Genomic DNA, 14,197 nt, shown 5'->3' on the forward strand with positions numbered 1-14,197 from the left:
TGAGAGCAACGCCGCCTTGAAGTATTTTAACCAGTACAAGTGGGCAATAATTTAATTAAATTGGTATAAGCTGTGTTTGGTTAAAGCGGCTTAAATTAAGATGAAACATGTTATCGGCTTTTGACATAGAAATAGGCTCAAAACGCACGCTATCACCTTGACGTAATTGCGCAAGCTTAGCGCAATCTGTTGAAATCACCGCGCCTATTTTAGGATAACCACCAATAGTTTGCCTGTCATTAAGTAATACTATTGGCTGACCGTCTGCCGGTATTTGTACCGCGCCATAACAAATGCCTTCGGATAAAATGCCCTTAACATCTGCCTTTACCGCTCGCCCCTGCAAACGATAACCCATACGGTCCCAGTGTTTACTGACTTGATACTCATTAGCAAAGAACAGTTTTTTCTCTATCGCCGAGAAATGCCGCTGCTGATAACTTAATATTGTGTGTAACACCACCTCATTGCTATAGTGTGGTTGCTGATGCTCAGCTAACATTAGCTGTTTAAGTTTATCGTCATCTCTCAACATGGTGTGGCAGGGTAAGACATCATTGACGGCGAGTTTATCGCCATTTAAGCCACCTACTGACTCTCGACATACTGTAGCTGTACTGCCAAAGCTGGCTTTAATAACAAAGCCACCCGCTACCGCTAAATAACAACGTACACCAACGGGGGCATAAGCTAATTTGATAGTATCCCCTGCTTTAACAGAAAAACTTTGCCACAGTAATCTTTGTCGACCATTGATTGTCAGCGGCATGGGTGCACCAGTAACGGCAATGACACAATCAACTTGTGCGGTTAACTCTAAGCCGCCTAAATTAATTTCAATGGCTGTGCTATTGAGTTCATTACCACAAAGTCTATTTGCCCAATAAAAGGCTAATGAGTCTGCAGGGCCGCCGTTGGTGAGTCCTAAATTAAAAGCACCATATCGACCTGAGTCTTGAACCAAGCTCAACACACCAGCGTTAGTGACTAAAAGTCCCAGGGCGTTATTACTCGCTTTAGCTATTACCTTAGTCATAAATATACTTCATACAGCTATTACCTTCATTTCAGCACTCACTTGCTCGCTTAACCATTTTGAATTGATATTGGCTATGTTTCATAAACATCAAGGTAATTTACCGCCTAACTCAAGATACTGCTGCTTATCAATGGCGAAAAATTTAACTCTATCACCTACCGCAACCGGCATTATTTGCTCTGCTTGAGCATTAAACATATCAAGTGGACATAAAGCTATGATATTCCAACCACCTGGGGACTCGGCAGGATAAACAGCTGTTTGTCTATCAGCAATAGCGACAGCGCCTTTTGGGACTTTTAATCTGGGTGTAGCTAATCTTGGCATCGCAATACGCTTATCAACTTCCCCTAAATAAGCAAACCCTGGCGCAAAGCCGATGGCATAAACACGATATTCTTGACCTTGATGTAAGTCGATAACTTGCTCGACACTGAGCTTAGCGTGCTTGGCAATTCGCGCCAAGTCCACACCCGATTCGAGTGAATAATAAGCCGGCAGCTCAATTAATTTGCTCGCTCTACTATTGCTGTGGTCATGTGGTTTTAATAGTTTTTTCAGTTCGTTGCGTAAATGATGGTGGTCAATTTCAAGTAAATTAAACACCACTAAAATAGAGGCATATGATGGGATAAGATCAACAATTTCTGCTGATAAATTTTGACGTATAAGTTGCTCTGCTTGCTCAACCTTACTGCTAATCTCTGGAGTAATGACTGCTGTTGTCTGCTCATTATCAGAAAAGTAAAGTATCAGAGCATTTTCACCGGCAAGTTCAAGGTGAATTGAATCATTAATTTTCATAGGCTGCATGTATCATTAACGTTAATTACCCTAGACATCAGCTACCTTTGACCTAGCTACCTTCAACAAAGTACCTTCAATATTAGCGCAGCAAAGCTTTAATTTCGCCAATGGCTTGTAAGCCTGCAATATTATCACCATGAACACAGATGCTATCGACATTAAGCTTAAGTACTTTACCTGATAAGGTAGTAACAGTGCCTTGCTCTGTTAACTGCTTAACTTGCGCTAGCATTGCGGCTTTATTTAACACTGCGCCCGCTTGGCTGCGAGCGACTAACCTGCCGTCATCGTCATAACAGCGATCGGCAAAGGCCTCTGCATACACCGCTATACCAAATTCATTCGCTTGTGCTTTAAATGCCGCCAACTCAGGTGTAGCTTGTAACATCAAGGTTAGTTTTTTCGGATATTGACTTAACGCCGCTAAGATAGCGGTAAATACTTCAGCTTTAGCCATCATATCGTTATAAAGCGCACCATGTGGCTTAACATAATCTATCGACAAGCCTTGTGCACTTGCCATACCGTCTAACGCTGCGACTTGATAATGGATAAGGGCAATAATTTCCTCAGAGGAACAAGCCATTGAACGTCGACCAAAGCCAACTAAGTCAGGGTAGCTCGGATGGGCGCCAACACTTACTTGATGTTGCTTAGCGAGTGCCAATGTTTTTTGCATCACCAAGGGATCACCGCCATGAAAACCGCAGGCAATATTGGCTTGATCAATATAAGGCATAACCTCACTATCGTGACCCATGGTCCATGCGCCAAAGCTTTCACCTAAATCACAGTTTAATTTTATCTTCATCAGCGTTCGCCATGGCTTTTCTAATTAAGTAGCTGCTCTAATTAAGCACCAGCTTACCCTTTCTCATTGATATAAAGATTATATACCCAAACTAAGTTGTTGAAGTAGTAACTTATTTAACAATAAACATATTAAATAGCATAAAAAAACCGACCAGTGGGGACACAGGTCGGCTGAACATAGCGATAAAAATTAGTGAAACTCGTTAAGTTAAATTGAATTAGGTTAAACTTTTACGCCTAACTCACGTAATCGCTCTAATAAATAACTCGCTTGAGTATGTTGCTCAGACAACACCACTTCGCTACGTGGATGTAAAAACAAAGGCAAAGAAATACGAGATTTATCACTGCCCTTACCTGTTGGATTAATTACGCGATGGCTTGTTGATGGAAAGTAGCCTCCTGATGCTTCTTGTAACATATCGCCAATATTAATAATTAGATTACCAAAATCAGAAGGTACATCCATCCATTCGCCATCTTGACCTTGTACTTGCAAACCTGGCTCGTTAGCTGCGGGTAATATAGTTAATAAGTTAATATCTTCATGGGCCGCGGCTCTAACCGCACCAGCTTCCTCATTACCGGTAAGCGGTGGGTAATGCAATATGCGCAATAAAGTATTCGGGGTATCTTTAATCATATGAGATAAAGCTTCAGCATACTTATCAGCAACATCAACTGGAGAGTGCACTTCTACCCAGTCCAGTAACTCAGCGGCCAGCTGTGATGTTAATCGATAATATTCAAGAATTTCTTCTTTAAGCGCTTCAGGAATACGACCCCAAGGGTAAACATGGAAATATTCCTTAATATCCTTTTTACTATGACCTTTAGCCGTTTCAGATATCTCTGCAGAAAAATAGCCATCTTGTTTTTCTGGGTCAAAAGCAAACGAATGTTTTTCTTCGCTTAAGAAAAACTCCTGCCAGTTTTTATAAATTGACTCAACTAAACTTTGTTTGATTGGGTGATTAATAAGTACGCCAAAGCCAGTTTCGCGTAAGCTTTTAACAAATTTTTCAGCCGCGTCTTTTGCTGTGTAATCGACAACTTGTACTTGCATAATTTAATTCTCTTTGAAGGAACGCTTTAAACCAATAAAGAGATTTTACTCTTTTATCGGTTTTGTTCAACAGCCTCAAGCCAAAAAACTTGACCAAATGGTCATTTAAAGTATAAAGAAAACTTGCAAAAATCACCTTCATTCGCTAGCTTAACTTTTATTCTTGGTAAAGTGAAAAGGCTATTGATGATTATAAGTATTAATATATGGAAAAAAAGTTGTTACTCCTTAGCTTTTTTATTTTTAACCACTATTAGCTCAACATTATCGGCACAAACAGTCGTGGTACTTGCTGACACGCCATACAGCGATAAAGAAAAACATATGTTGCAAGGCCCAAATGGCCTATTATTTCGTCTCATCAATGAAGTAAACCCTAGTGTTGTTATGCACCTTGGTGATTTTAAGAGTGGTGGCAAGTCATGCACTGACTCCTTATTAAATGAACATAAAGCGCTGTTGGCGCAAATCTATCCCGGTAGAGTTATCTACACACCTGGTGACAACGATTGGACTGATTGTGATCGTACCTCACTAGTCCACAGCTTTAATGAATTAGAAAGACTCGAATATTTAATAACATTGATGTACCAGAATCCGCCACTATTAACCAAGGATTTAAGCTCGCTTACGAGCCAAGCAATGCAAATAGAAAACAAGTTTTGGATTAATGAACGCCTAGCAATCAGTACACTTCACCTAGTTGGCACCAGTAACGGTCGTGTTCATATTGGTATGTCTGATCAAGAAAGTGCCATCAAAACCGTGGATAAGCGAGACAAAGCTAACCTTGCTTGGCTGAAAAACATTGAGGCGCAAGCAAATAAATTTGATGCCGTAATCATCGGCTTTCAAGCAGATATTTATCAACAAAAGGTTTTACAAAGTGGCGACTGTGACAGTACATCGTTAAAGACATGTGATGCTTTTGCTGACTATCGCCAAGCCTTTAAACAGTTAGCCAAACGAATAAAGAAGCCGGTATTAATTGCCCACGGTGATACTGGAGATTTTTGCTTTGAAAAATTAGACAATAATTTATGGCATTTAAATGCTGCGGGTGACTTTCGATACCTTGATGCAACTAAGGTCACTTTTAATAAAGAATCACCAGAAAAACCATTTATTATTAACGGTCTAATTAACGCTAATTTACCTCATATTGGTTGTAATAATTAATCCCTAATTCAATACTATTTAGTTGTTTGTTAACATAGAACTAGTGTAATGTTGCAATCTACATACAATCCTGACCGTATGGTTAGATAAAACCATAAGCAATAAACTAAAGAGACGTTTGATGAAAAAATTAATATTGAGCACTTTATTATTAGCTATTGCTAGCTGTAGTAGTTATTCAACTACGGACGCTGCACCAGAAAGTGATGCTCTGATAGCAACGACAACTCAAGCCAATGAAATAAAAGTAGCCTCATGGAACATCGCTTGGCTTGGCTCACATGAATATAATCAACGCACTGAGGCCGATTATCAGCAACTCTCCGATTATGCCAAAGCCCTAGATGCAGATGTTATTGCCCTACAGGAAGTTGAAAGTGAGTACTGGGCACGTAAGGTTTTTGGCGATGACTATGATTATTACTTCTCTACTAAAGATTGGGTACAACGTGTTGGTGTAGCCATTAAAAAGTCCCAAGGCTTTAAGATTAAAGCTGAAGAATATAAAGCATTAGATGTTGGTAGAGTACGCCATGGTATGGATATAACCCTAACGAAAAACGATAAAACCTTACATCTACTCGCCGTACATTTAAAGTCTGGCTGTTTTACAGATCCATTAGATAATACCAGCATAAATGCAATGCCAAGTACCAACGACAAAGAAGCAAGACGTAAAGAAGCCTGTGAAAAACTGAGTAAACAAATAGCGCCATTAGAGCAATGGATTGATGCACATGCGACACAAGGCTCTACTTATATAGTCTTAGGCGATTTCAATCGTCGTTTCACCCAAGATATGGCCTCGAATTACTCTGAAGATAAAGGTTTATGGCAAGCATTAAATGATGGTGGCCAAGCCGCGCTTTGGACGCCAACAACGGCGGTTAATTCTGACTGTTGGGGTGGTTATTATAAAGACTATATAGATCATATTCTTTTTAGTCCTACAGCTAAAGAGCTCTATATTGATGCTTCCTTTGAGCAATTAATTTTTAAACCAAAATACACTAAAAAATTATCACAAAACTTGAGCGACCATTGCCCTATTTCGGTAAGACTTAAGCTTTAAGCACAACGTTTTAAGCAATGGACGTGTTAAACTACTAAACTTTATCATTGTTTTTCTACGTCTATAATTAACAAGAAACACAACTTAGTGGTTTCTCGCCTGTAAATCAGCGATTGTGCCAACTAAGTTTGCACACTTAGGACCTTTATCATGTTTAACAAGCAACTTCCCCTCATTGATTTACATCGACACTTAGATGGCAACATTCGCCCAGCAACCATTTGGCAACTGGCGCAACAAAACAATATCAAATTACCTACTAACAGCTTCGAGGCGTTTATTCCTCACGTGCAAATCACTGACAGTGAAGCTGACCTGTTGGCCTTTTTGAAAAAGCTTGATTGGGGTGTTGGTGTATTAAAGTCCCTTGATGATGTGGTTCGTATTGGTTTTGAGAATGTCGAAGATGTTTACAACGCTAATATCGATTATGCTGAATTAAGATTTTCGCCTTATTACATCGCTATGACACACAAGCTGCCAATAGAAGGTGTGGTTGAAGCAATTATTGAAGGCGTGAATCAGGGCAGAAACAAATTTTCCACCAAGATTAACTTAATGGGTATTTTAAGCCGTACTTTTGGTATCGAACACTGTCAAACGGAACTGAACGCCCTACTCGCCTATAAAGACAACTTAGTTGCCGTAGACTTAGCGGGTGATGAATATAACTTTCCAGGCAGTCTTTTTGAAAGCCACTTTAAACAAGTTAGAGATGCAGGCTTAAATGTTAGTGTACATGCGGGAGAAGCCGCAGGTCCAGAGAGTGTTTGGCATGCTATTGAAAAGTTAGGCGCCACACGAATCGGTCATGGTGTCGCTTGTGCTAAAGATCAAAAGCTAATGGATTATATGCGCGATCATCAAATTAGTCTTGAGTCTTGTCTTACCTCTAATTATCAAACCGGTACTATCAAAGACCTAGCAACACATCCAGTAAAAACCTTCTTAGCAAACGAGCTGATGGTTTGTTTAAATACTGATGATCCTGCCGTTGAAAATATAGAGCTTGAAGGTGAATTTGAAGTTGCCAGTAAAGTACTTGGCTTTGATAGCGAACAAATAAGTCAGTTACAGCGTAATGCAGTCGAAATGAGCTTCTTATCAGCCGCAGAAAAGAAAGCTTTGCTCAATATTAAACAAAGCGCGGTTTAATAAAGCTAGGAGCAATAAAGCTCTGTTAAAGAAAATATACCAGACAAAAATCTAGTCCAGACTTAAGCTAAGTTTGAGTTTGAACTAGCTTTGGAAATAATGAATAAAGGTGCTGCCTTTACACTTAAATCGTTTAGCTATGCATTAGCAACTTGAACGATTAATGCATTAGCATTATTATTAATGCACTACTTATTACGATGTTGATAAATAGTGCCTAACAAAGTAAACATCAACTTTATCAGTAAAAAATCCTTGATAGCTGCATGAATAATTCTATTCTGGCTAGAAACTTACTGGCTTACAACATTAAAAGGATAACTCTTATGCCAACCCCTCATATCGAAGCTCAAGCAGGTGATTTCGCTGAAACAGTGTTAATGCCAGGCGACCCACTTAGAGCCAAGTTTATCGCCGAAAACTTTCTCGATGACGTAAAGTGCGTCACTAAAGTACGTAATATGTTTGGTTACACCGGTACTTACAAAGGTAAACGCATCTCAGTGATGGGCTCAGGCATGGGTGTACCCAGTATATCTATTTATGCCACTGAGCTTTATAGAGATTATGGCGTTGAAAAAATCATTCGCATTGGCTCTTGTGGCGCCATCCGTGATGACATCAAAATTCGCGATATTGTCATTGGTATGGCTGCTAGCACTGATTCAAACGTAAACAGACAAAGAATAAGCAATGTAGATTTTGCCGCTTGTGCTGACTTCTCTTTATTGAAAAGTGTTGTTGATACGGCAGAAAAAATGGGTAAAGCTGTGCATGTAGGTAATATCTTCACTGCTGATTTATTTTATACACCGCAACCGGAAATATTCGCCACCTTGGAAAAATACGGTGTCTTAGCGGTGGAAATGGAAGCTGCTGGTCTTTATGGTGTAGCTGCGGAATACGGTAAAAAAGCACTGACGGTATTAACCGTTAGTGATCATATTAAAACCGGTGAGCAAACCACTGCTGAAGAGCGACAAACAACCTTTAAAGATATGATGGAACTTACCCTAGAAAGCATACTATAAGTCTGGTTATAAGCGTTCAAGTACAGTTTTATTGAACATAAAAAAAGGGTTAGCATTTTGCTAACCCTTTTTTGTCTAATAAAATGCGATATACAAGTACCGCTTATTTATAAGAAAAGCCTCTTAGAAGAAAGAAACTTTAAATGCTGCGCCAACAAAACGCTCCTCATTAACCATGCCAGAGTTGTTATTAAAATCAACACCACCAATAATGACTTGCTCATCAGTCAGATTACGAACAAAAGCTGAGACTTCATACTCATTATCTCCCGCTATCCAGTTATAACCAGTACGAGCACCAATTTCTACTAGGGCGTCACCTTCAAACTCTTTTGCTCTATATAAAAAGAAGTCAACTTCACCACGATAAGTTAAATCAGTATGAGCAAAGAACTCACCCTCACCAACTTCTTTTACATAACTTAAGGTTAAGTTTGATATCCACTCTGGCGCGTTAGGTAAACTATTGCCATCAATATACGCCATGGTAAGCGGTCCAAAGGCACCCGGAACTTGGAAAGTAGGATCGGTTACTGTACAAGTACCAGAGCCACAAGCGGCAACAGCAAGACCTTTGTCATCAATTTCAGTTTTGTTGTAACTAATATTAAAAGTAGCAATAATGTTATCAGTTAAAATCCACTCAGAATCAAGCTCAATACCGTAACCCGTGGTGCCGTTTGCATTTAATAGTGTGTTTGAATTCGAAGTACCACCCACAGCAGTTAATTGCTGATTATCCATATCAAAATAATACACTGAGACATTAATTCGACCTTGCCCGTCTAAAATATCAGATTTTATACCGGTTTCGTATGAGGTAATCGTTTCAGAGTCCGCAACACTGACATTTTGATCGTAAAGCACGCGACCTTGAATACTTGGTGCTCGAAAACTATTTGCTACTCGGGCATACCAATTAACGTCTTGGTTAATTTTATAAGTACCGCTAATATCCCAACTTACGTGACTATCACTTGGGTTTACCGACTTAGAATAATTACCACCATCAGCACCGGGTATAAATGGATGGTCTAATAATTCAGCAGTAAAGTCTTTTTCATCATCTGAATAACGTAAACCTACAGTTAACGAGAAGTCATCTGTAAAGTCGTAATCAACAGAGCCAAATACAGCCCAAGCAGTTGTTTCTTGATGTTGCGTTGACTCACCGTTCTGCGCACCATGTGCCGGATCCGATGGTGTTGAGGTAGCGTCACGAGTATAGAAGTCATAAGTATTAATCGTTAATTCTTCATTGAAGTAAAAAAGCCCCACTTGATAGTTAAACTGACCAACAAAATTTGACGCTAATCGCAGCTCTTGAGTGTATTGGTTATGATCAGGGATTTCATCAGCTGTTTGGGCACCCCACCATACTGCATTTGGATCACCAGCAGGAGGAAAACCATTATAACCGCCATCCACATCGGCTCTAGAGTATATTTCGGCACTTTCCCAACCAGTTATAGAGGTAAGAGTGTAATCTTCAATATCCCATTCAAGTTTTAAACTACTACCTTGGGTACTAACTTGTTGAGTAGCAAACTGACCCGCATCTTGATAAACGACATCGGCTTCAAAATCAGGGCGAATATTATTAGTGCCTGGCGTAGCAATATTTGGATGAAAAGTAATAGGTGAGCCATCGAGATCTCTAAAGTGATAATTAAATAAGGCACTAAAATCGTTACCTTCATATAAAAATTGAATACGGGCTGCATTATCATCATAACCGCCTAGTTGATCTTTTTGCTCAAAACCAACAGCCCGATTATCAATATAGTCATCCTTTGATTGATGTAAACCTGAAATACGAACCGATAAAGTATCAGTCAAGCCACCACCAACCGCTGCAGATGAATTAATTGCGCCACGACTACCGTAGGAAACAGCGGCATAACCATCAAAAGACTGTGATGGTTTCATTGAGTCAAACTTCACCAAACCCGCAGGTGTATTACGACCAAACAAGGTGCCCTGTGGTCCTCGAAGTACTTCTACACGTTCAACATCAAATACAGGGAAGCCCTTTAGAATTGGGTTTTCTTGCACAATATCATCAACAATATAAGAAACAGGTTGCGAGGCATTTAAATCAAAATCAGTATTACCTAAACCACGGATATAAAAGCGAGGAAAGCTTCGGCCATATGAAGATTCAACAGCAAGACTTGGGATACGAGCGCTCATAAAACGAATATCCATACCCGCTGAACTATAGGCATCAAGGTTTTCGCCTTGTAAAGCCGACACTGATACCGGTACTTCTTGTACATTTTCAACACGTTTACGTGCAGTAACTTCAATCACTTCAAGTTTATTTTTTCCCGCTTCTTCAGCTTGCGCCATTGAAGTAATTCCGCCACCGGTGGCGAGGATGCCCGCGCTAATACATAGCGATAGCGATTTTTTTTTAAAAGTGTGCATAGTTGTTATTCCCCAGATATTAATCAAATTAGTTATAGCTCGCTCTAAACGGCGATTGATGAACTATTCCAGTGTAGTTTAAATTTTTAAATTTACCTTAAAAATTAATAGTTTAATGTTTAGGTTTAAAATTTAAATCTAATAAAAAACTACTTCCGTAATCCATTGCCTCGACCTTAAATAGTTCTGCGATTGTTTGCCCTAAATCAGCAAAAGTTTTTCGGTTACCTATATTAACAGATCCGACCTGTTGATGGTAAGCGATAATAGGCACATATTCTCGGGTATGTTCAGTGCCCGGCCAAGTTGGGTCACAACCATGGTCAGCAGTGAAGAATAATACATCATCGGCAGACATAGCCGCAAAGAGCTCTGGAATACGAACATCTAGTGCCTCAAGCTCTCTTGCATAGCCGATGGCATCACGTCTGTGACCAAAGTCTTGATCGAAATTAACCAAATTAGTAAAAATAAGTGAATTATCTTGAGCAGTATTGATATGGCTAAGTGTGGCATCAAAAAGCGCATCTAAACCAGTGGCTTTTGTCTTTTCATCAATACCTTGATGGGCAAAGATGTCGGCAATTTTGCCAACACTGATAACATGAGTACCTGCCTGAGATATTTTATCTAATACCGTTGGCGCAGGGGGTAATACCGAGTAATCTCTTCTGTTACCTGTTCTGGCAAAGTTATCTGGATTGTCACCAACAAAAGGTCTGGCGATAACACGCCCTATATTTAAGTCACCAAGCAGTTCACGTACAGTTTCACAATACTTATAGAGGTTATCTAAACCAAAATGCTCCTCATGGGCAGCAATTTGAAAAACACTGTCTGCCGAGGTATAACAAATAGGCAAACCTGTTTTAATATGCTCGTCACCCAAACGCTTAAGTATTTCAGTGCCCGAAGCATGACAATTACCTAATATGCCGTCAAAACCTGTTGTTTGGTTAATATTGTCAATTAATGTTTTAGGAAAACTATTTTCTTTATCGGTAAAATAGCCCCAATCAAAGAGCACTGGTACTCCTGCCATTTCCCAGTGACCACTCGGGGTATCTTTACCTGTGCTAATTTCCTCGGCAAAGCCATAAGCCCCTTTACTTGGTGCTCCTCCTTCATAAGGAAAGTCCTGATTAGATGCCTGCTGACAGGCTTTTATTAAGCCCAGTGCCGATAAATTGGGTAAAGCAATCTTTTTGCCTGTTTCATCAAAATACGCACGTGCTAAATTAGCTAACGTATTTGCACCAACATCACCAAAATCAACTGCATCCGGAGAGTAACCAATACCAAAACTATCAATAACCAAAATTATTGCACGAGCCATAATGTTTCCTTTTTTTAATATTTTAAGATTATAATTACAAATGATAACAAATATTGAAATAATCTGATAAATAATATGACCAACTGGTCAAGTTGTGTTAATTTATCACCTTTCTAAAAAAGGGTAAATAGAGCATTTTCTACTCGCTAATTATTTACCGGCTCTTTAGTTTATTAACCTTACAATGCTAAAATAAAATATAGCTAATACCTGTCAGCTACAGGTAGTTTTGCTCACTATAAAAACTAGTATTGAATTATTAATATTTTCTTTGACAATAGGCTGAACATTGAAACCAATTAAACCAACCATTATTGCTATCGCTGGTCCATCAGCATCAGGGAAAACACTCTTTGCTCAAACAATTCATGACGAACTTGTAACCGAGCTAGGTGAAAATGGCATTTCAATTATTTATGAAGATGCTTATTATCGTGATCAATCTCATTTATCTATGTCTGATCGTGAAAAAACAAATTATGATCACCCCAATGCCTTTGAACATGAGCTATTATCAGAACATTTAAAGAAATTGACAGACAACAAAACAATTAATAGCCCTGTTTATTGCTACAAAACTCATACTCGCCTTAATGAAACCAAGACATTTTCACCAACGAAAATCATTCTAGTTGAAGGTATATTACTACTGTCTAATCAAGAACTGAGAGACTGTTTTGATATAAAAGTTTATATGGATACCCCGTTAGATATTTGCCTGATCAGAAGAATTAAACGAGATCTCGTTGAGCGTAATCGCAGTGTTGAGTCAGTTACCAACCAATATTTAGCCACAGTAAGACCCATGTACCATCAATTTATCGAGCCATCAAAAGCTTGGGCTGATATTGTTATTACCCGAGGCGGTAAAAATAGAATGGCCATTGAAGTACTCAAAGCAAAAATTCGTCAACTATCACAGCTCCCCACACAATAAGAATTAAATTAAGATAAAATAGAATAAAATAACAATAAAACAAAAGAGGTCTTCATGGAACTAGGTGCACTCAGAGGTGTTATCGGTATATTCGTATTGCTAGGAATAGCCTACGCATTATCAAGTGAAAAAAAATCCATTAACTTACGTACGGTTGGCTTAGCGTTTACCCTGCAAATTCTGCTGGGAGCATTTGTTTTGTATGTGCCTTTTGGCAAAGATTTTTTACTGTCTATGACCAACGGTGTACAAAGTGTTATCGACAGCGCAAAAGTAGGCATTGACTTCCTTTTTGGTGGTTTAGGCACTGATGCCATGTATGAAAATGGTGTTGGTTTTGTTTTTGCTATCAGGGTATTACCCAACATTATTTTCTTTTCATCATTAATTGCTGTGCTGTATTACCTAGGCGTTATGCAATGGGTTATTAAGATCATTGGTGGTGGCTTACAAAAGCTTTTAGGAACCAGTAAACCTGAATCACTTTCCGCTACAGCCAACATTTTTGTTGGTCAAACCGAAGCGCCTCTGGTAATACGCCCCTATATTGCAAAAATGACTCAGTCTGAATTATTTGCCATTATGGTGGGTGGTTTAGCCTCTGTTGCCGGCTCCATTCTTGCGGGTTATGCTGGCCTTGGCATCGAATTAAAGTACCTTATCGCCGCCTCATTTATGGCGGCTCCAGGTGGTTTGTTAATGGCTAAAATTATATACCCTGAAACTGAACACGATAAAATAGTTCAAGAGCCAGTGGATTATGACGAAGATAACGATAAACCAACCAATGTTATTGATGCCGCAGCTTCTGGCGCTGCATCCGGCCTTAAGCTTGCGGTTAACGTCGGCGCTATGTTACTTGCCTTCATTGCTCTAATAGCATTGTTAAATACTATTGTTGGTGGTGTTGCTGGCTTATTTGGTTATGAAAATATCACCATTGAGTTTTTCTTAGGTTACCTCTTTGCCCCCTTTGCTTATATTATTGGCGTGCCCGCACATGAAATGTTGCAAGCAGGAAGTTTTATTGGCCAAAAAGTCATCGTCAATGAATTTTTTGCCTATGTTAATTTTGTCGAAATAAGAGATACCTTAAGCCCTGTGACGCAAGCGATTGTTACCTTTGCTTTATGTGGTTTTGCCAATTTATCTTCTATCGCAATTTTGCTCGGTGGTCTTGGCTCTATGGCGCCAAGCCGTCGCCACGATATTGCTAGATTAGGTCTGCGAGCAATGCTTGCTGCTACCTTAGCAAACTTAATGAGTGCAGCAATTGCCGGCATTTTCATTGCGTTGTAGTAACGAATAAACATAAATAATCACCAAGAAAAC

Annotated in this window: 12 protein-coding genes; 6 read left to right on the top strand and 6 right to left on the bottom strand. The window is 39.3% G+C overall.

Annotated elements, in window-relative coordinates; all coding sequences use genetic code 11:
* Positions 1-55 precede the first annotated feature (55 nt).
* The 4 genes from HRT55_RS12110 to HRT55_RS12125 all read right to left on the bottom strand — a co-directional run bounded on the left by HRT55_RS12110 (position 56) and on the right by HRT55_RS12125 (position 3,725).
* Complete coding sequence (locus HRT55_RS12110) at positions 56-1,036, bottom strand: biotin-dependent carboxyltransferase family protein (RefSeq protein WP_291621581.1); 981 nt, start codon at positions 1,034-1,036, stop codon at positions 56-58.
* 90 nt (positions 1,037-1,126) lie between these two features.
* The gene (gene pxpB / locus HRT55_RS12115) at positions 1,127-1,843 is read right to left on the bottom strand and encodes a 5-oxoprolinase subunit PxpB (protein ID WP_291621583.1); all 717 of its coding nucleotides are present in this window, start codon (positions 1,841-1,843) and stop codon (positions 1,127-1,129) included.
* 82 nt (positions 1,844-1,925) lie between these two features.
* Positions 1,926-2,651 (bottom strand): 5-oxoprolinase subunit PxpA, encoded by a 726-nt coding sequence (locus tag HRT55_RS12120; RefSeq protein ID WP_291621845.1) that lies wholly within the window; start codon positions 2,649-2,651, stop codon positions 1,926-1,928.
* 231 nt (positions 2,652-2,882) lie between these two features.
* The gene (locus HRT55_RS12125) at positions 2,883-3,725 is read right to left on the bottom strand and encodes a 2OG-Fe(II) oxygenase family protein (protein WP_291621585.1); all 843 of its coding nucleotides are present in this window, start codon (positions 3,723-3,725) and stop codon (positions 2,883-2,885) included.
* Positions 3,726-3,911: 186 nt separating this feature from the next.
* Between HRT55_RS12125 and HRT55_RS12130 the strand changes: the two genes are divergently transcribed.
* The 4 genes from HRT55_RS12130 to deoD all read left to right on the top strand — a co-directional run bounded on the left by HRT55_RS12130 (position 3,912) and on the right by deoD (position 8,162).
* Positions 3,912-4,904: a hypothetical protein gene (locus tag HRT55_RS12130; protein WP_291621587.1), complete on the top strand. Its 993-nt coding sequence runs from the start codon at positions 3,912-3,914 to the stop codon at positions 4,902-4,904.
* Between the two features lie 121 nt (positions 4,905-5,025).
* Entirely contained in the window at positions 5,026-5,976 is a 951-nt protein-coding gene (locus tag HRT55_RS12135; protein ID WP_291621589.1) for an endonuclease/exonuclease/phosphatase family protein, read from the top strand.
* Positions 5,977-6,126: 150 nt separating this feature from the next.
* Positions 6,127-7,131 carry an adenosine deaminase gene (gene add, locus HRT55_RS12140; protein WP_291621591.1) on the top strand — a complete coding sequence of 335 codons (1,005 nt, stop codon included), beginning with the start codon at positions 6,127-6,129 and terminating at the stop codon, positions 7,129-7,131.
* Positions 7,132-7,457: 326 nt separating this feature from the next.
* Positions 7,458-8,162 carry a purine-nucleoside phosphorylase gene (gene deoD, locus HRT55_RS12145; RefSeq protein ID WP_291621593.1) on the top strand — a complete coding sequence of 235 codons (705 nt, stop codon included), beginning with the start codon at positions 7,458-7,460 and terminating at the stop codon, positions 8,160-8,162.
* Between the two features lie 123 nt (positions 8,163-8,285).
* Here deoD and HRT55_RS12150 read toward each other — a convergent pair whose 3' ends face one another.
* Both HRT55_RS12150 and HRT55_RS12155 read right to left on the bottom strand, forming a co-directional pair.
* Entirely contained in the window at positions 8,286-10,592 is a 2,307-nt protein-coding gene (locus HRT55_RS12150) for a TonB-dependent receptor (RefSeq protein ID WP_291621595.1), read from the bottom strand.
* A gap of 112 nt (positions 10,593-10,704) precedes the next feature.
* Positions 10,705-11,928 (bottom strand): phosphopentomutase, encoded by a 1,224-nt coding sequence (locus HRT55_RS12155; protein WP_291621597.1) that lies wholly within the window; start codon positions 11,926-11,928, stop codon positions 10,705-10,707.
* Positions 11,929-12,226: 298 nt separating this feature from the next.
* Here HRT55_RS12155 and udk point away from each other — a divergent pair, with 298 nt between their 5' ends.
* Positions 12,227-12,865 carry a uridine kinase gene (gene udk, locus HRT55_RS12160; RefSeq protein ID WP_291621847.1) on the top strand — a complete coding sequence of 213 codons (639 nt, stop codon included), beginning with the start codon at positions 12,227-12,229 and terminating at the stop codon, positions 12,863-12,865.
* Positions 12,866-12,919: 54 nt separating this feature from the next.
* Positions 12,920-14,164, top strand: coding sequence for a NupC/NupG family nucleoside CNT transporter (locus HRT55_RS12165; protein WP_291616283.1), 1,245 nt, complete (start codon positions 12,920-12,922; stop codon positions 14,162-14,164).
* Positions 14,165-14,197 lie beyond the last annotated feature (33 nt).

It is taken from the genome of Colwellia sp. (genome assembly GCF_013214175.1).
In the GTDB taxonomy this organism is placed as follows: Bacteria; Pseudomonadota; Gammaproteobacteria; order Enterobacterales; family Alteromonadaceae; genus Colwellia.